This window comes from Aeromonas sp. HMWF016, from assembly GCF_963878195.1.
Taxonomy (GTDB): Bacteria; Pseudomonadota; Gammaproteobacteria; order Enterobacterales; family Aeromonadaceae; genus Aeromonas; species Aeromonas lacus.
Window position 1 is genome coordinate 9,942 of sequence record NZ_CAWNWX010000065.1, and the last position, 15,424, is coordinate 25,365.

Below are 15,424 nucleotides of genomic sequence, written 5' to 3' on the forward strand. Positions count from 1 at the left end.
GCCCGCCTGTACGAAGGCGAGGTACTCGGCATTGCTCACCAGCATGCGGCTGGCCTGAAACGGGGTCAGCTCGATATGGCGCTCGCCATATTCGTTGTCCCAGCCGTAGGTGGCGTCCTGCTTGCCAAGGCGCACCTTGCCGCCGGCCACCGGCAGCAGACTGTTGGCGGGTACCTGATCAATGCGGTGGCGGGCTTCAGTGCAGGCGGGCCAATAAGGCTGCGGTCGCACCCAGGCGAGCGGCAGCTGGCGGATCAGCACGCTGGAGGTCTCGAGGTGGATGCGCTCATGCTCTATCCCCATCAGGATCACCCAGGCCGGGCTCTGCCAGTCGATGGGCAGGGTGAGCGGCATCTGGCGGATGAAATCGCACACCAGCGAACGGACTTTGGCCCGATAGCTGCGTAGCTCGCTGACTTTGGGCCAGTCGTAGTGGGTCTCGTCCAGATCGTCCCAGCTCATCTCGTCCACCCCGATGGCGACCATGGCCTCGATGCGGGCATCCAGCCGCTGGTCGATCAGGCGCGCCGCCAGCAGTTTGTTGATGAAGAAGGCGGCGGTGTGGCCGTAGTAGAAGATGAGCGGATGGCGCAGCGGGATCGCCTTGTTGAACCAGGCCCGCTCATCGGCCAGACAGTCGAACAGCGAGTCGTAGAGATCGAAGGTCTGGCAGAAGTAGGCGAGCAGCTCGCGCCGTTTCTGCTCGGGATCGCAGCCGGTCAGCAACGGGGTGCGAGTCGGCTCCGGCAGACCGGTGGCAGTGGAATAGAGAGGGCTTGCTTGGGTCACGCTCTGACTCCTTGTTGGCAGTGAAGACTGACAAGACAGTGGTAATGACATTACCGCAATGGAGAGCTTGGTACGCACGAAGTACCACTATTGGCTCAACAGACCGGCAGGGCAATCCAAAACTTCCACGGCTTGTCAGCGTAGCGACCGGCAGGGCGGCTCGCCAGCCAGCTCTCCACCTGCCCGTTAGGGGGTGGTCAGATTCGCTGAATAGTGGTCTAAATGGCTCTTTTCTATGCGTGTCACCTCTTACTGTTAATCTTATTTTTATTGAAAATCATATGGTTAGATTCTGGCATAGCCATTGCTACCTGTGGTTTCATACGGCCTTTGTTTTTGTGGTTTCGAACAGGGCCTGTCAGGTGGCTTATCAATAAATAAAAAGGAGAACAGTTATGCGGTGGATGATTGGCGCCTTGGTGGCGCTGGTGATGGGCGGTTGTAATGTCTTTGCCGACACCGAGATCAAGGGGGAAGGCGCCCCGGTCGAGCGCCAGCAGGCGCTGGGCGAGCGGGTGACCCGGGTGCTGGCGGGAACTCCGGCCACCCTCCATCTGGTGGCGGGCGAGCAGCGCGGGATCCTGATCAAGGGGCAGGCAAATCTCTTGCCGTATCTGGAGCTGACCGAGCGCGGCAGCAAGCTGGAGATCGAGGTTAAGGATGGTTACCGACTGCGGCCTACCGAACCGCTGGAGATCACCATCACCTTGCCGGAGCTCCGTGAAATGGCGCTGGCAGGAACCGGCAACGGCGATCTGCGCGGCTTCAAGGGCGAGGCGCTGGAACTGTCGGTGGCTGGAACCGGTGGTATCGTCGCCAGCCAGCTGGAGGTACAGCGATTGAAAGGCAATATCGCTGGTGCAGGCAGCCTGGATCTGGGGAGCGGCTCTGCCGCTAGCATCGAGCTGAACATTGCCGGTGCCGGCGATGTGCTGGGCAGCGAAATGCGTGGCAACGAGGTCGAAGTCAATATCGCCGGTAGCGGTAATGTGGAGGTGCGGGCCCTGGAGACGCTCAAGATCGGCATCGCGGGCACCGGCAACATCACCTATTGGGGTGACCCCGAGGTGGTGCAGAAGATCGTGGGGTCCGGCGGCGTGAAGCGTGCCGGCAGCTGACGCTTCCGATCACCACAACTCAGACTGAAACAGGCCCGCAATGGGCCTGTTTTGCTTTTTCCAACATGGCGCTACTCCCCGTGCCATTTGTGCAGATCCTGCATAAGTGATGTTCCGGCCCGCCGGTTTTTCAATACATCCCGCTCCCTATAATGCGCCTCATCCGCTACGGCGAACTTATCAACTACTGAGGCGCCACTGATGACTACATCATTACCTTTTGCAAATGCCGTGCTCGATGATCAGGCTCTGGTCAGCGGGCTCAAATCCATCCACCCGACCTGGGGCGACATGACGGTTCGCGTAGCCGGCGAAGCCTGGGGCATGCCGCTGCTCGACCAGAAGAGCAAGGCGCTCATCACCATCGCCATCGACCAGATGGCCCTCAACGTCAGCGGTGAAGGCAACCCCTTCGCAGCCCATGTCGATATGGCGCTCAAGCAGGGGGCGACCTGGCAGGAGCTTGAAGAGCTGATCGTCTTTGCATCCGTCTATACCGGCTTCAACAAGGGGGCGACCACCATGGGGGCGCTCAACAAATTGCGTCACGAGCAGGGGGATATCTGATGGCCATTCCAGGACTGAAAAAGCCCGATCATATCGGCTTTACCGTACCCAATCTGGCGGAGGCGATCGCCTTCTTTCGTGACCATTTCGATTTCGAGCTGGCCTATGAGTTCGGGCCCTTTGTGGCGAGTGACAACTGGATGGCAGAGCATCTCAACGTACATGCCCGCGCCGAGATCAGCCGCATTGCGGTGATGAATGCCAAAGGGATCAATCTGGAGATCTTCGAGTACGCCAGCAATATCGAGCGCAACCTCAAGGCTCCTAACAACGCCGATATCGGTGGCCACCATCTCGCTTTCTATGTGGAGAACATGGCGGCGGCAGTGGCTTACCTGAAGGAGCAGGGGATCGCCGTGCTGGGCGAGCCGACCAGCATGACGGAGGGGCCGACTGCAGGGGAGTCCTGGGTCTATTTTCTTGCGCCATGGGGCATGCAACTGGAGCTGGTCTCCTATCCGCAAGGCAAGGCCTATAGCCGTCAATCACCCGTCGCCCTGTTTGATCCACGATGAACGCGCTCCCGGTTTTGCTAATCGTGATGGCCGGCATGGGCCTCTCCTTCGAAGCGGGCCTGTTAGGCCCGCTTGGTGAACAGGTGGGCCATCTGTGGGCCACCCTGAGCATCTTCGGCGTGGGGGCTGCACTGCTCTGGCTGATCCGTTTCTTCACGGTGCGGGGGCCATCCACAGGGTGGCATGGGGTGCCGAAATGGCAGCTGATCGGTGGCTTGCTCGGCCCCGTCTATGTGGTGGCGCTCACTCTCTCGACCCCCATGCTGGGGGTAGCGATGACGATGATCTGCGTCCTGCTGGGGCAGGTGACCAAGAGCTTTGCCATCGACTACTTCGGCTGGTTTGGCATGCCGAAACGGGCAACCCGTCCTCTGCGGCTGGTCGCGCTCGGCTGCATCGCGCTGGCGCTGCTGTTTACCTATCTGGGAGCAAACTGATGGTGCTGATTATCGTGTTGGCCATCGTCTCCGGCATGGCGCTCAGCGCCCAGGCGGCGATCAATGGTCAGTTGGGGTCGCGGGTTGGCGTGGTGCAGAGTTCGCTGCTCACCTTCACCATGGGCACAGTGGTGACCGCCCTGCTGATCTTCTTCTTTGAGCCGCCCTATCAGACGACCCTGCTCAGCGTGCCGAAGTGGCAGCTGGCCGGTGCCCTGTTCGGCATTGTCTACATGGTGGTGATGGTCGCGGCCATTCCACGGGTAGGGGTCGCCATCGCCACTGTTGCCACCATTCTGGGCCAGATGGTGATGAGTCTGGTGATCGATACCATGGGTTGGCTGGGCAATGCCCCCATCCCCCTCAACTACTGGCGCCTTGCAGCCATGATGGCCATCGCCGCGGCGCTGCTCTGCATCTATCTGGCGAACCGACAACAGGAACAAGTGAATGAGTGAACAGGCAACAACCCTGATGGTCTTTTTCAATCTCAAACCGGGGACGAACGAGGCGGATTATCTGGCGTGGGCACGGGAGGTCGATCTGCCCACCGTGAACCGGCTCAACAGCGTCACCTCGTTCGAGGTGTTCAAGGGGCTGAAGATGCTGGGGCAGCAGAGTGCCTCGCCGTGGGACTACTTTGAGGTGATCCGCATCGAGTCGGAGACGCAATTTCTGCAGGAGATCCAGAGTGCGCAGATGCAGCAGGTGATCCGTCAATTCGAAACCTTTGCCACGGATGCCCACTTTATCTGCACCCGGGACATCACCACGCTGTAGCTGGGCTCGCCAGTGGTGAGGGGAATATCACTCTTGCCACTGGCCTGGCTGCCACCACATAAGGGGTTGTATGAAAAAACAGCTTGGCGAATACCTGCACGTGCTGGCCATCATCTTTCCGCTGACGCTGCTGATCCCGCACTGGATGGCGCCGCTGCTGGCAAGATGGCAGCTCGACCCCGCCGCGCCAGTCGCGGTGTTGCTCATCGACAGCGTGATCGTGGCCTGCGCCGTCTTTGTCTTGCTGCCGGCGCTGCACAAGCTGACCGGCAGGCTGTCTGGCTAAACCTGTCTGGTATCCCAGTAGCAGGGAGAGCCGTATTTTCCCGCCAGAAAATCGATCACCACTCTCACCTTGGCGGCGAGCTGGTCGGTCTCCAGATAGAGCGCGCTGATCACCTGCTGCTCCATGCTGGTGGAGACGGTGAACCGGGTCATGATTGGCTTGAGTCGCCCGGTTTTGAGCTCCTCGCCGATGAGCCAGGTGGGGAACAGCACAATCCCGGCGCCTGCCACCGCTCCGGCAACCAGAGTATCGGCATTGTTGCTGTAGAGGGTGCCGCTTACTTCATAAGGTTGCAGTTGCTCCTGGCCGATGAACCAGCGCTGCAGGCCATTGCTCCCCTTGAAGACCAGACAGTTGTGCTGCGCCAGCTCATCCGGGCTGGCCGGTTTGCCGTGACGATTAAGGTAGTCGGGGCTGGCCGCCATCACGTAGTGCTGCTGGCCAAACTGCTTCATCCGCAGGGAGGAGTCCTGCGAGATCCCGATGCGGATCAGCAGGTCGATCGACTCGGCCGCCGGATCGACATAGTGATCCGTCTGTTGCAACTCGACCTTGAGCAGGGGGTAGCGCTCTAGCAACTCGGCCAGATAGGGGGCGATGTGCAACCGGCCAAAGGCGACCGGGGCGCTAATCCGGATGGTGCCTCTCGGGGTATCCGCCCGCTGCTCGATCTGGCCGACCACCCGCTCATACTGTTGAAGGATCTCGGCGCACTGTTTGGCAAAGGCGACCCCCTCCTCGGTGAGGGAGATGGAGCGGGTATGGCGGTGCAACAGCTTGGAGCCCACCTTCTCTTCCAGTTGCGCTATCTTGCGCGAGACGGACGAAGGGGTCATATCCTGCCGACGCGCCACATCCGAAAAGCTGCCAAACCGGGTGGTCATCAGAAACAGCTTTATCTCCAACAACGAAACGTCGTAGTTCACGGGATACCTCCTCCATCGCAATCCTCAAGGGTAATCGGCCGACCTTGGCCAGGGCAAGCTGGTGGGTCACTGCACCAGAATGGTGTTCTTCATAACCGAATTTAATAAGGGCAAGCACATTTATTTTCCGGAAAGAATGGGATTATTCTTATGTATGGCCGCGGAATAATATGAATAATATCTCCAATGGTTGCTTTTTATTAACCAAGGAGATGTGTGATGTCAGGAAATAAGGCTTTGTTTGTGGCTATGTTCTCTATTATGTCCGGTTATGCGATGGCAGATGATACTACTCCCGCGCCAACACCGACACCTATTCCGGAACAGAGTCGTGGTACTATTAACTTCACCGGTGCAATTATTGATGCACCCTGTTCAATTGCCTCCGAGAGCGTGAACCAGACCGTGCAGATGGGACAAATATCGAGCCGGGTGCTTGAGTTGAATAAAGAGGGGCCGCTGCGTCCTTTCGAGATTCATCTGGAAGGCTGCACACTCGATACGGTCAACTCTGCGACCGTGACTTTCAATGGCATTGCAGATAACACCGAAAAAACTCGCCTGGCAGTCAGTGGTTATGCCAAGGGTGCCGCTATCTCTCTTGTGAGCCAGCATGATGGGCAAGAGGTGGTACTGGGTCAGCCAACCAATGCCCTGACGCTGGTTGACGGTGATAACCGCCTGAAGTTTGGTGCCAAGGTAGTCAGTACCCTGAAGACGGGGGTCAAGGCTGTTGCAGGTGAATTCTCTGCCACCACCGACTTCGTCATGAATTACCAATAAGCGTTGTCACGACGACTGATTGCAGGCGCAAGGATGCGCAGTATTGATATGGAGCCATATTCGTTGTTATGCGCATATTCTACATACTGCAGTCTCTTTTTATATATTTAATGCTCTTTGATGTTGCCGTTGCTTCCGAATTTGAGTTCAACACCGATCTGCTTGATATCAATGACAGGGAAAATATTGCCTCCGGCGCATTTAATAAGTCGGGATATATTCTTCCCGGGTCATATCTGATGCAGGTGAAGGTGAATGAGGTCTCGCTCGGAGAGCGACAAATTGAATTTAAAAAGAACAGTCATGGCGAGTCAGAATTTTGTCTTGCTCGCGAGCTGAGTCTGGAGCTGGGGTTAAAACAGTCCGAGCTTGCCAAGCTGACAGCAACAGAAAATGGCGAGGGGTGCTATGACCTGCGGGTGCTCGACGGCCTGATGGTCAGGGGAGAGCTGAGTCAGGACACCCTGTTTATTTCGGTGCCACAGGCCTATCGCGACTACGTCAACGAATACTGGGATCCGCTGACCCGATGGGAAGAGGGGATTGGCGGTGTGATGCTCGACTACGGCATCAATATTCAGCACGGACGCTGGAGCCATGACCGTCAGCAGCTCACCAACCTGAGTGGCTATGGTGTAGGGGGCGCCAACCTCGGTGCCTGGCGCCTGCGGGCGGACTGGCAAGCTCGCCATGAGCAGGGGACAGGAGAGGCAGAAAGTGTCCGTAGTGAAGTGCAGCTCTCGCGAGTGTACGGTTATCGGGCCTTAGCGACCTGGAGTTCACAGCTGCTGGTTGGCGAGCTGGACAGTGGCTACTCGCTGTTCGATGGCTTTCGCTTTGCCGGGGCATCCCTCGTCACCGATGACAGTATGTTGCCCCCTAATCTCCGTGGTTATGCTCCCGAAGTGGTGGGAGTAGCCGAGACCAACGCCAAGGTGGTGGTGAGCCAGCAGGGGCGCGTTATCTACGAAACCCAGGTGGCTGCCGGGCCATTCCGGATCCAGGAGCTCAGCAACGGCATCACCGGGGTGCTGGATGTCCGGGTGGAGGGGGTCGATGGCACGGTACAGCAATTTCAGGTGAATACGGCCACCATCCCCTATCTGGCGCGTCCCGGTTCGCTGCGTTACCGGGTTTATGGCGGCAAGGTCGCACTGGACAGGCACCAGTTCGATGGCCCCCTGTTTGCGAGTGGCGAGTTCTCGTGGGGAATTGATAACGGCAAGTCGCTGTTTGGCGGGGCTCTGCTGGGTGATGGGTACAATGCCCTTGCCCTCGGGATTGGTCGTGATCTGCTCTATCTCGGGGCCATCTCGTTTGATGTGACCACATCGCGGGCTGAGCTGTTGCAGGAGCGGAAATCTGGCGAGTCATACCGGATCAACTACTCGAAGAACTTCGATGAATATGACAGCCAGATCACCTTTGCCGGTTATCGCTTCTCCGAGCACGACTTCATGACCATGAGTGATTTTGTCAGTGCAAAAGAGCAGGGAGGCCACTACGGAGGGGGCTCGAAGGAGATGTACAAGGTGTTGCTGAGCTCGCAGTTTCGCGATGCGAATCTGGGTCTCTATCTGGATTACACCTATCAGTCTTACTGGAACCAGCGTGACAGCGAATATGCCAGCGTCTCGGTGTCGCATTATTTCGATCTGATGGAGTGGCATGGTCTGAACGCCTCTCTGACTGCCTATCGCAATACCCAGGGCAACCAGGCGGATGACGGCCTCTATTTCTCGCTCTCCATGCCGTTCGGGCTGGGCAAGAGCCTGAGCTACAACGCGGCGAGCATGAGTGGCAAGGCCAGCCACAACGTGGGTTTTCGCGATATGGAGGACGAGCGCAACAGCTACTCGCTGACCGCTTCAACCTCGCCGCAGGGAGAGGGCATCAGCGGTTTTTATACCCATGCGGGCAGCAAGAGCACAGTGATGGCCAATGCCAGCTATCAACCAGACAGCCGCTCGCTTGGCCTGTCGATGGCTGGTGGCATAACCGCCACTGCGCAAGGCTCGGCGCTGCATCCGGTGGGCATGATGGGGGGCACCCGCATGCTGGTGGATACCGATGGGGTGGCGGATGTGCCGCTGCAGTCGGCCGGTCATGTGACCGCCAGCAACCGCTCCGGCAAGGCGGTGATAGCCGACATTACCAGCTATTACCGGCAGAGAACCATGATCAACGTCGATCTGCTGGGGGAAGATGCCGAGCCGCTGGGCCCCCCGATCTCGGCGGGCACTCTGACCGAAGGGGCTATTGGATATCGTCACTTTGACATGCTTTCCGGTGCCAAGCGCATGGTGGAAATCCGGACAACAAACAACAAGCCACTGCCGTTTGCGGCCGAGGTGCGCAATGCCAAACAGCAGCAAATCGGCATGCTGGCAGATGATGGGATTGGCTATCTGGCAGGGCTGCATGACGGTGAAGAGCTGACGGTGAGCTGGGGCGAGCAGCAGTGCCAAACCCGTTTGCCAGCCCGTTTGCCGGCCGAGAGCGTTCTGGTCTCTCTGGTCTGCCAATAAATACGAATCGTGAATCGAGAGTGGGTATCGTGGTACACAAAATGCGTTGGATTGTTTCTGTTTTCTTGAGTTTGACCAGCCTTCATCTGCAGGCGGCCGTATCGCTGGATCGCACCCGGGTCATTTATCCGGGTGAGGCCAAATCAATAAGCCTGACGATCCACAACAATAACAACAGCCTGCCATATCTGGCACAGGCCTGGCTGGAAGATGAAAAAGGCAACAAGGTGAACTCGCCGTTTACCATTTTGCCGCCGTTGCAGCGGCTGGAGCCGGGCATGGAGAGCCTGTTCAAGGTGCAGGCGCTGCCGGAGGTGGCGAGGCTGCCGCAGGACCGGGAGAGCCTCCTCTACTTCAACATGCGCGAGATCCCTCCGCGCAGCAATACGCCCAATACCCTGCAGCTGGCCTTGCAGACGCGCATCAAGTTTTTCTATCGGCCGACGAGCCTGCTGGTTGCCGGAGCAAGCCACAAGACGCCCTGGCAGAACGGGGTGGAGGTGAGCAAGCAGGGCGGAAAAACCAGGCTGGATAACCCTACGCCCTACTATATCTCGCTCGTCGAGGCGGTAGTGGATGGCAAGGTAGTCGGCACGTTTGAACCCGTGATGCTGGCTCCTCATGGCAGTGCCACCCTATCGTTCGATATGGGGGCAAGGCCATCGCTCACCTATATCGATGATTATGGTGGCCGCAAGCAACTCCATTATCGCTGCGCCAATAGTTGCAGGTTGCAGCAGATAAAATAAAACCGTTAAAGGACATTCAGATGAAATTATTTTCTGGGTGTAACATTGTGGGGGGGATGGCGATATTACTATCCCCTTTTTTGACTCTGGCAGCTAGCGATACGCTGCAGCTGGTAATTACCGGACAACTGGTCAGCCAGCCATGCTATTTGCGGGCAGGAGATGAGCTTGTTCAGGTCGATATGTCCACGATCACCGATCACGACCTTGCCGGAAATATGCGAAGCAAAAGCAAGGCGTTTCAAATCCATCTGGAGAGATGCAACCCCATCGTCGCCAAAAACGTCAAGGTGACGTTTAGTGGCACTTCGGCAGTTGGTGACAGCTCACTGCTGGCGCTTGACTCAAGCAGCCAGGCCAAGGGTATTGCGGTTGGGCTGGAGGAGAAAAACGGCACGCCCCTGCCGATTAACAGAGCGAGTCAGCTGGTTTCCATCACGACCGGCAATATGACGCTGGAGTTTGGTGCCTATGTCAAGGTGTTGTCTGCCAATGAACTTAAACCGGGATATTTCAAGGCATCTGCACAATTCAAACTGGATTATGAATAATATCTTCAGGGACAGTTTATTGGCCATGTATCTATGGTTTAAAGCGAGTTCAATACTCAATCATTCACGTCTTTCGTACACCATAAAATACTGGGTAAGGTTGTTTTTTCTACCGGTTTTTTTATTTGCAGTGAGCATGCCGACGTGGGCGCTGGATGTATCGACCATGACCCTGTCAAATATGTCGATCGTTTTCAACAGTTCGGATTCGAACAATATTACTGACTCACGAGTTTGTGGCAACAATTCGGGAAACTGCTCCCGTTATGCCAATAAAGTCAGAATGGAGGTCTCCTACGATAACGGGAGAACCAGAGTCTATGAAGGGTATCTCCCGAGCGGCACCTCGGTACCATGGGAGGCTGCCTGCGATCTCTATCTGTGCCCAAAACTGCGAGCCTACGCCATGAGTGTGTTGAGCAACAGGCGGTTGTCGCTCACTGCATCCGGCGCATCCGAAAATGGCAATATCACCGGTATCCAGGCCATCGTCGGTTTTGAGCGGAGGGGGGTCTTCAACGTCCTCAGGGGGCACGCCGAGCTGAGCTGGTATTGGCGCAGATCAGAGCTGAGCCTGCCCATCACGTCGTGCTCATTCAACATAGGAGCTGCCAACTTCGGCACGATCCGGATATCACCCAGTTATGGTCAGCAGGTCGGGGTCTCGATTAGCGGCTCCTGCAACCAGACGGCGGTTGTCAGGGCCAATATTGGCAATGCACTGGTGTCGGGAAGTGGTGCGGTATTCCGGGTGAGAACGGCGAGCGGGAACAATATCGGCAGCGTGCAGTGCTACGCCTCATCGCGTTGCAGCATCGATTTTGCCGTGGCGCTGGAGTCTTATCAGGGCTCTGGCGGCAATATCCGGCTGAGCGCCCCCATCACATTGCTCTATGACTAGGTTTGTGACATTGCCATCAAGTAAAAAGCCCTTGTTCTACAAGGGCTTTTTTATCAGAACAGAGTGCTCAATCGATCACTCGATGTTCTGGATCTGCTCGCGCATCTGCTCGATCAGAACCTTCAGCTCGACGGCGGATTGGGTCACTTCGGCGTTGATAGACTTGGAGCCCAAGGTGTTCGACTCGCGGTTGAACTCCTGCATCATGAAGTCGAGACGACGGCCACAGGCGCCACCTTTCTTCATGATCTTGTTGGTTTCGCTGATGTGCATCTCCAGACGATCCAGCTCTTCGGCCACGTCGATCTTCTGGGCCAGCATGACGATCTCCTGCTCGATGCGGGCCGGATCCAGCTCGACCTTGGCTTCGGCCAGACGGTCGGTGAGCTTCTGGCGCTGCCATTCGATGATTTGCGGCAGGTGGACGCGCACCTTTTTCACTTCTACCTGAATACCATCCAGACGCTGCTGGATCAGCGCCTTGAGGTTTGCCCCTTCACTGGCGCGGGAGGCGAGGAAATCGTCCATGGTCTGGTCAAAACCGCCGAGCAGCTCGGTGGCGACCGCGTCCATGTCCTGTTCGGCGGCGGCCATGACACCCGGCCAGCGCAGCACGTCGACCGGGTTGAGCTGGCCCTGGCCCGCTTCTTTCATTACCCAGTTGGCGCTGTCGATGATCAGCTTGGCCAGCTCTTCATTGATGTGCAGCTGGCTGGCAGCGGCTTGAGCGGCTTCGAAACGCAGGTTGCATTCCACCTTGCCGCGCTGCAGCTTGGCGCGGAAACGCTCACGCAGTACCGGTTCCAGGCTGCGCAGTTGCTCCGGCAGGCGAATGTAGGTTTCCAGATAGCGCTGGTTTACCGAACGAATTTCCCAAACGGCTGTGCCCCAGTCGCCCTTGAATTCCTTGCGGGCGTAGGCGGTCATGCTGTGAATCATTGATTGTTCCGGGCTTGATGAAGTGTGCGGCCAGTATACTCAGCCCGGCCCTGCTCGTCAGCCGATGCCGTGGTTTTAGCGGCTGATATTTGAGTAGCAATCGCTTATACTCCTTCGCCAATTTGAGCCAGCCCAGAGGTCCGTTCCATGTCACGTCCCAGCGATCGCAGTGCCGCGCAACTTCGCCCGGTTACCATTACCCGCAATTTCACCAAACATGCAGAAGGCTCAGTGCTGGTGGAGTTCGGTAACACTCGCGTGCTCTGCACCGCCAGCGTCGACACCAGCGTTCCGCGCTTCCTGAAAGGGAAGGGGCAGGGTTGGGTCACTGCCGAATACGGCATGCTGCCTCGCTCCACTCACTCTCGGATGAACCGCGAAGCGGCCTCTGGCAAGCAGAGTGGCCGTACCCTGGAGATCTCCCGTCTGATCGCCCGCTCCCTGCGTGCTGCGGTCGACCTGACTGCGCTGGGCGAGCACTCCATCACGGTTGACTGTGATGTGCTGCAAGCCGATGGCGGCACCCGCACCGCCTCCATTACCGGTGCCTGCGTGGCGCTGGTGGATGCGCTGAACTGGATGGTCGAGAAGGGCATGCTTAAGCAGAGCCCGCTCAAGCAGATGATCGCCGCCGTCTCCGTCGGCATGTATCAGGGCGAAGCCATCTGCGATCTGGAGTACATCGAAGACTCCGCCGCCGAGACCGACATGAACGTGGTGATGACCGAAGATGGTCGCATCATCGAGGTGCAGGGCACCGCGGAGGCCGAGCCCTTCACCCATGAGGAGCTGCTGGCGATGCTGGGGCTCGCCAAGGGCGGCATTGAAGAGATCATTGCGCTGCAGAAGCAGTCACTCTCCTGATTTTAAAAACGCGGCATTGGCCGCGTTTTTTTATACCCCCACACCAGTAAACGACAAGCCAAGCAAGGAGCCAGAATGAAAGCCTACCAGCGTCAATTTATCGAGTTCGCCCTGGAGAAACAGGTCCTCAAATTCGGTGAATTCACCCTGAAATCCGGTCGTAAAAGCCCCTACTTCTTCAACGCCGGTCTGTTCAACAGCGGCCGCGATCTGGCCCGCCTCGGCCGCTTCTATGCTGCAGCGCTGATGGATGGCGGCATCGAGTTCGATGTGCTGTTTGGCCCGGCCTACAAGGGTATCCCCATCGCCTCCGCCACCGCCGTACAGCTGGTGGAGCAGCATGACGTGGATGTGCCCTGGTGCTTCAACCGCAAAGAGGCCAAGGATCACGGTGAGGGCGGTAATCTGGTGGGTAGCCCGCTCAAGGGGCGCATCATGCTGGTGGACGACGTCATCACCGCCGGGACTGCCATCCGCGAATCCATGGATCTGATCCAGGCCAATGGCGCCTCGCTGGCGGGCGTGCTGATTGCGCTGGATCGTCAGGAGAAGGGCAAGGGCGAGCTCTCTGCCATTCAGGAAGTGGAGCGTGACTACGGCGCCCACATCATCGCCATCATCCAGATGGGCGACCTGATCCAGTATCTGGAAGAGAAGCAGTCCGAACAGCCGGAGCTGGCGGCTCAACTGGCGGCCATGAAGGCTTATCGCGCCCAGTACGGTATCTGAGCTCCGCTCACACCGCGCAATAGTTGAATGTGGCGCCCGTTTGTTCTCTGGCAGCAAACGGGCGCCGTTTTTTTTCATCTGCAAAAAGTGGATCATGTGGCTTGAGCTTGCCCTTACAGTAAAGGTTAGGGTTTGCCAGTCGGCGTTTTGTGGTGCCGACGGGTTCCGGGGAGGAACAACATGACCACTCATCTTCAATCACCCATTCATCTGCAGTTGCCACTGAGCGGCATGAGCTGCGCCAACTGCGCCAGCCGCATCACGGCCAACCTCAACAAACTCGACGGGGTATCGGCCACCGTCAACTTCGCGCTGGAGCAGGCGGCCATCGAGCTGGCCAGCCCCGATCGCCTGTCTGCGGTGCTCGACAGCATCAAAAGTCAGGGTTACGACTACGGCAGCGAGACCTTTTTGTTTCAAATTACCGGCATGAGTTGCGCAGGTTGTTCGGCTCGACTGAACAAGATGCTGGCCGCGCTGCCCGGCGTGATCTCCGCCGAGGTCAATTTCTCCATCGAACAGGCCCGGATCGTGCTGGTTCCCGGGATGCAGACGCCCGCCGCTTTGCGCGAGCAGATCGAGGCGCTCGGCTTTGGCGCCCAGCTGGCACAAGGCTCGGCCAGCGGCCGCCGCCAGCAGTTGCTGGAGCGGGAAGCGCAGGAGGCTGCTACTGCCCGTCAGGCGCAAACCCGGGTCATCGTCTCGGCTTTGCTGACGTTGCCGCTGCTGGTGGGGATGCTGGCCATGGCCGGGTTGTTCCCCTGGCATCTGCCCGCCTGGCTCGAGTTGGTGCTTGCCACCCCGGTGCAGTTCTGGATTGGTGCCCGTTTCTATCGCGGCGCCTGGCTTGCTCTCAAGAACCGCGCAGCCAATATGGATGTGCTGGTGGCCACCGGCACCAGTGCGGCCTACTTCTACAGCCTCTATCTGTTGTTGACGCTGGGGATGGCTGCCAGCGGCAAGCTCTATTTCGAGGCGAGCGCTATTATCATCACCCTGATTTCGTTGGGAAAACTGCTGGAAGCACGGGCCAGACGCAGCACCCAGTCCGCCATTCGCGAGCTGATGGCGTTGCGGCCGGAAACTGCCACCGTCTGGCGTGGCGAGAGCTGGGAGAGCGTCGCCATCGACGAGGTGCTGCGCGGCGATCGGCTGCGGGTGCTAGTGGGCGAGCGGGTGCCGGTGGATGGCAGAATCGTGAGTGGCGCCAGCGAGCTGGACGAGTCGATCCTCACCGGCGAGAGCCTGCCGGTGCCGCGCAGTGCGGGCGACAAGGTGATGGGCGGCGCCATCAACCGCTCCGGCGTGCTGGAGATCGAAGCCACTACCGTGGGGGAGGATTCCAGCCTCAGCAAGATCATCGCGCTGGTGGAGAGCGCCCAGATGGGCAAGGCGCCGCTGCAACAGCTGGTGGACAAGGTCTCTGCCGTGTTCGTGCCGGTGGTGATGGCCATCGCCCTGTTCACCCTGCTGGTGTGGTACGCCATCAGCAATGACTTCGGTCAGGCGCTGCTGGCGGCGGTGGCGGTGCTGGTGATTGCCTGTCCCTGTGCGCTGGGGCTGGCGACCCCGGCCGCCATCGTCACCGGCACCGGCGTCGCGGCGCGCCACGGCATTCTGATCAAGGATGTGGATACCCTGCAGAAGGCCCACGCCATCAAGGCGCTCATCTTCGACAAGACCGGCACGCTCACTCAGGGCAAGCCTGTGCTGGCGAGCTGGAGCGGCACTGCCGAGCAACTGCGCCTCGCCGCCGCCCTGCAGCAGGCGAGCGAACACCCGCTGGCGCTGGCCATGCGCGAGGCGGTCGGCAAGGAGGTAGTGCTGCCCCAGCCGGAGGCGGTCGAGGTGCGGGTCGGTGCCGGCATAGGCGGTCAGGTGGCAGGTCACGCGGTTGCCATCGGTAATGGTTCCCTGCTGGCCCAACTCGGCATTGAGCAGCCGCAACAGGATGAACAGCCC

General features: G+C 58.5%; 18 protein-coding genes. 15 read left to right on the plus strand and 3 right to left on the minus strand.

Annotation, left to right across the window (positions count from 1 at the left end):
• Positions 1–789, minus strand: a 789-nt coding sequence (locus AACS24_RS09350) for a DinB family protein (RefSeq protein WP_258223168.1), incomplete at its 3' end; no start/stop codon positions are given.
• Between the two features lie 395 nt (positions 790–1,184).
• On the opposite strand from AACS24_RS09350, the gene AACS24_RS09355 reads away from it, so the two are divergent.
• The 7 genes from AACS24_RS09355 (at position 1,185) to AACS24_RS09385 (ending at position 4,492) form a co-directional block, all read left to right on the plus strand.
• The gene (locus AACS24_RS09355; RefSeq protein ID WP_108573319.1) at positions 1,185–1,907 is read left to right on the plus strand and encodes a head GIN domain-containing protein; all 723 of its coding nucleotides are present in this window, start codon (positions 1,185–1,187) and stop codon (positions 1,905–1,907) included.
• A 201-nt stretch (positions 1,908–2,108) separates the two neighbouring features.
• A complete protein-coding gene (locus AACS24_RS09360; protein ID WP_108573321.1) occupies positions 2,109–2,474 on the plus strand; it encodes a carboxymuconolactone decarboxylase family protein in 366 nt (121 codons plus the stop codon).
• Positions 2,474–2,989 carry a VOC family protein gene (locus AACS24_RS09365; RefSeq protein WP_108573323.1) on the plus strand — a complete coding sequence of 172 codons (516 nt, stop codon included), beginning with the start codon at positions 2,474–2,476 and terminating at the stop codon, positions 2,987–2,989. Before AACS24_RS09360 ends, AACS24_RS09365 begins: the two co-directional genes overlap by 1 nt.
• Positions 2,986–3,426, plus strand: a complete 441-nt coding sequence (locus AACS24_RS09370; RefSeq protein ID WP_033114720.1) for a DMT family transporter — start codon at positions 2,986–2,988, stop codon at positions 3,424–3,426. The genes AACS24_RS09365 and AACS24_RS09370 overlap by 4 nt, the downstream gene beginning before the upstream one ends.
• On the plus strand, positions 3,426–3,884 hold the full coding sequence (locus AACS24_RS09375) for a DMT family transporter (RefSeq protein ID WP_108573325.1): 459 nt from the start codon (positions 3,426–3,428) through the stop codon (positions 3,882–3,884). The genes AACS24_RS09370 and AACS24_RS09375 overlap by 1 nt, the downstream gene beginning before the upstream one ends.
• The gene (locus AACS24_RS09380; protein ID WP_069529754.1) at positions 3,877–4,206 is read left to right on the plus strand and encodes a hypothetical protein; all 330 of its coding nucleotides are present in this window, start codon (positions 3,877–3,879) and stop codon (positions 4,204–4,206) included. Before AACS24_RS09375 ends, AACS24_RS09380 begins: the two co-directional genes overlap by 8 nt.
• Before the next feature lie 70 nt (positions 4,207–4,276).
• Positions 4,277–4,492 carry a hypothetical protein gene (locus AACS24_RS09385; RefSeq protein WP_108573326.1) on the plus strand — a complete coding sequence of 72 codons (216 nt, stop codon included), beginning with the start codon at positions 4,277–4,279 and terminating at the stop codon, positions 4,490–4,492.
• On the opposite strand, the gene AACS24_RS09390 is transcribed toward AACS24_RS09385, so the two are convergent.
• On the minus strand, positions 4,489–5,418 hold the full coding sequence (locus AACS24_RS09390) for a LysR family transcriptional regulator (protein ID WP_108573327.1): 930 nt from the start codon (positions 5,416–5,418) through the stop codon (positions 4,489–4,491). The genes AACS24_RS09385 and AACS24_RS09390 overlap by 4 nt on opposite strands.
• 219 nt (positions 5,419–5,637) lie before the next feature.
• Here AACS24_RS09390 and AACS24_RS09395 point away from each other — a divergent pair, with 219 nt between their 5' ends.
• The 5 genes from AACS24_RS09395 to AACS24_RS09415 all read left to right on the plus strand — a co-directional run bounded on the left by AACS24_RS09395 (position 5,638) and on the right by AACS24_RS09415 (position 10,930).
• On the plus strand, positions 5,638–6,201 hold the full coding sequence (locus AACS24_RS09395; RefSeq protein WP_108573328.1) for a fimbrial protein: 564 nt from the start codon (positions 5,638–5,640) through the stop codon (positions 6,199–6,201).
• A 110-nt stretch (positions 6,202–6,311) separates the two neighbouring features.
• Positions 6,312–8,729: a fimbria/pilus outer membrane usher protein gene (locus AACS24_RS09400; RefSeq protein ID WP_258223169.1), complete on the plus strand. Its 2,418-nt coding sequence runs from the start codon at positions 6,312–6,314 to the stop codon at positions 8,727–8,729.
• A gap of 65 nt (positions 8,730–8,794) precedes the next feature.
• Complete coding sequence (locus AACS24_RS09405; RefSeq protein WP_258223170.1) at positions 8,795–9,478, plus strand: fimbria/pilus periplasmic chaperone; 684 nt, start codon at positions 8,795–8,797, stop codon at positions 9,476–9,478.
• Positions 9,479–9,498: 20 nt separating this feature from the next.
• A complete protein-coding gene (locus tag AACS24_RS09410; RefSeq protein WP_042031963.1) occupies positions 9,499–10,029 on the plus strand; it encodes a fimbrial protein in 531 nt (176 codons plus the stop codon).
• A 25-nt stretch (positions 10,030–10,054) separates the two neighbouring features.
• Positions 10,055–10,930, plus strand: coding sequence for a hypothetical protein (locus AACS24_RS09415; protein ID WP_146181479.1), 876 nt, complete (start codon positions 10,055–10,057; stop codon positions 10,928–10,930).
• A gap of 75 nt (positions 10,931–11,005) precedes the next feature.
• Here AACS24_RS09415 and AACS24_RS09420 read toward each other — a convergent pair whose 3' ends face one another.
• The gene (locus AACS24_RS09420; protein WP_108573334.1) at positions 11,006–11,869 is read right to left on the minus strand and encodes a YicC/YloC family endoribonuclease; all 864 of its coding nucleotides are present in this window, start codon (positions 11,867–11,869) and stop codon (positions 11,006–11,008) included.
• Positions 11,870–12,016: 147 nt separating this feature from the next.
• Here AACS24_RS09420 and rph point away from each other — a divergent pair, with 147 nt between their 5' ends.
• The 3 genes from rph to AACS24_RS09435 all read left to right on the plus strand — a co-directional run.
• Positions 12,017–12,733: a ribonuclease PH gene (gene rph, locus AACS24_RS09425; RefSeq protein WP_021138508.1), complete on the plus strand. Its 717-nt coding sequence runs from the start codon at positions 12,017–12,019 to the stop codon at positions 12,731–12,733.
• Positions 12,734–12,808: 75 nt separating this feature from the next.
• The gene (gene pyrE / locus AACS24_RS09430; protein ID WP_108573336.1) at positions 12,809–13,462 is read left to right on the plus strand and encodes an orotate phosphoribosyltransferase; all 654 of its coding nucleotides are present in this window, start codon (positions 12,809–12,811) and stop codon (positions 13,460–13,462) included.
• A 180-nt stretch (positions 13,463–13,642) separates the two neighbouring features.
• Positions 13,643–15,424, plus strand: a 1,782-nt coding sequence (locus AACS24_RS09435) for a heavy metal translocating P-type ATPase (RefSeq protein WP_258223171.1), incomplete at its 3' end; no start/stop codon positions are given.

Excerpts from the sequence above, each read along its gene's own strand:
- AACS24_RS09400 (WP_258223169.1), top strand. The coding sequence starts at position 6,312 with ATGCTCTTTGATGTTGCCGTTGCTTCCGAATTTGAGTTCAACACCGAT.
- rph (WP_021138508.1), top strand. The coding sequence starts at position 12,017 with ATGTCACGTCCCAGCGATCGCAGTGCCGCGCAACTTCGCCCGGTTACC.
- AACS24_RS09355 (WP_108573319.1), top strand. The coding sequence starts at position 1,185 with ATGCGGTGGATGATTGGCGCCTTGGTGGCGCTGGTGATGGGCGGTTGT.
- AACS24_RS09365 (WP_108573323.1), top strand. The coding sequence starts at position 2,474 with ATGGCCATTCCAGGACTGAAAAAGCCCGATCATATCGGCTTTACCGTA.
- AACS24_RS09380 (WP_069529754.1), top strand. The coding sequence starts at position 3,877 with ATGAGTGAACAGGCAACAACCCTGATGGTCTTTTTCAATCTCAAACCG.
- AACS24_RS09415 (WP_146181479.1), top strand. The coding sequence starts at position 10,055 with ATGTATCTATGGTTTAAAGCGAGTTCAATACTCAATCATTCACGTCTT.
- AACS24_RS09395 (WP_108573328.1), top strand. The coding sequence starts at position 5,638 with ATGTCAGGAAATAAGGCTTTGTTTGTGGCTATGTTCTCTATTATGTCC.
- pyrE (WP_108573336.1), top strand. The coding sequence starts at position 12,809 with ATGAAAGCCTACCAGCGTCAATTTATCGAGTTCGCCCTGGAGAAACAG.
- AACS24_RS09370 (WP_033114720.1), top strand. The coding sequence starts at position 2,986 with ATGAACGCGCTCCCGGTTTTGCTAATCGTGATGGCCGGCATGGGCCTC.
- AACS24_RS09360 (WP_108573321.1), top strand. The coding sequence starts at position 2,109 with ATGACTACATCATTACCTTTTGCAAATGCCGTGCTCGATGATCAGGCT.
- AACS24_RS09410 (WP_042031963.1), top strand. The coding sequence starts at position 9,499 with ATGAAATTATTTTCTGGGTGTAACATTGTGGGGGGGATGGCGATATTA.
- AACS24_RS09385 (WP_108573326.1), top strand. The coding sequence starts at position 4,277 with ATGAAAAAACAGCTTGGCGAATACCTGCACGTGCTGGCCATCATCTTT.
- AACS24_RS09375 (WP_108573325.1), top strand. The coding sequence starts at position 3,426 with ATGGTGCTGATTATCGTGTTGGCCATCGTCTCCGGCATGGCGCTCAGC.
- AACS24_RS09420 (WP_108573334.1), bottom strand. The coding sequence starts at position 11,869 with ATGATTCACAGCATGACCGCCTACGCCCGCAAGGAATTCAAGGGCGAC.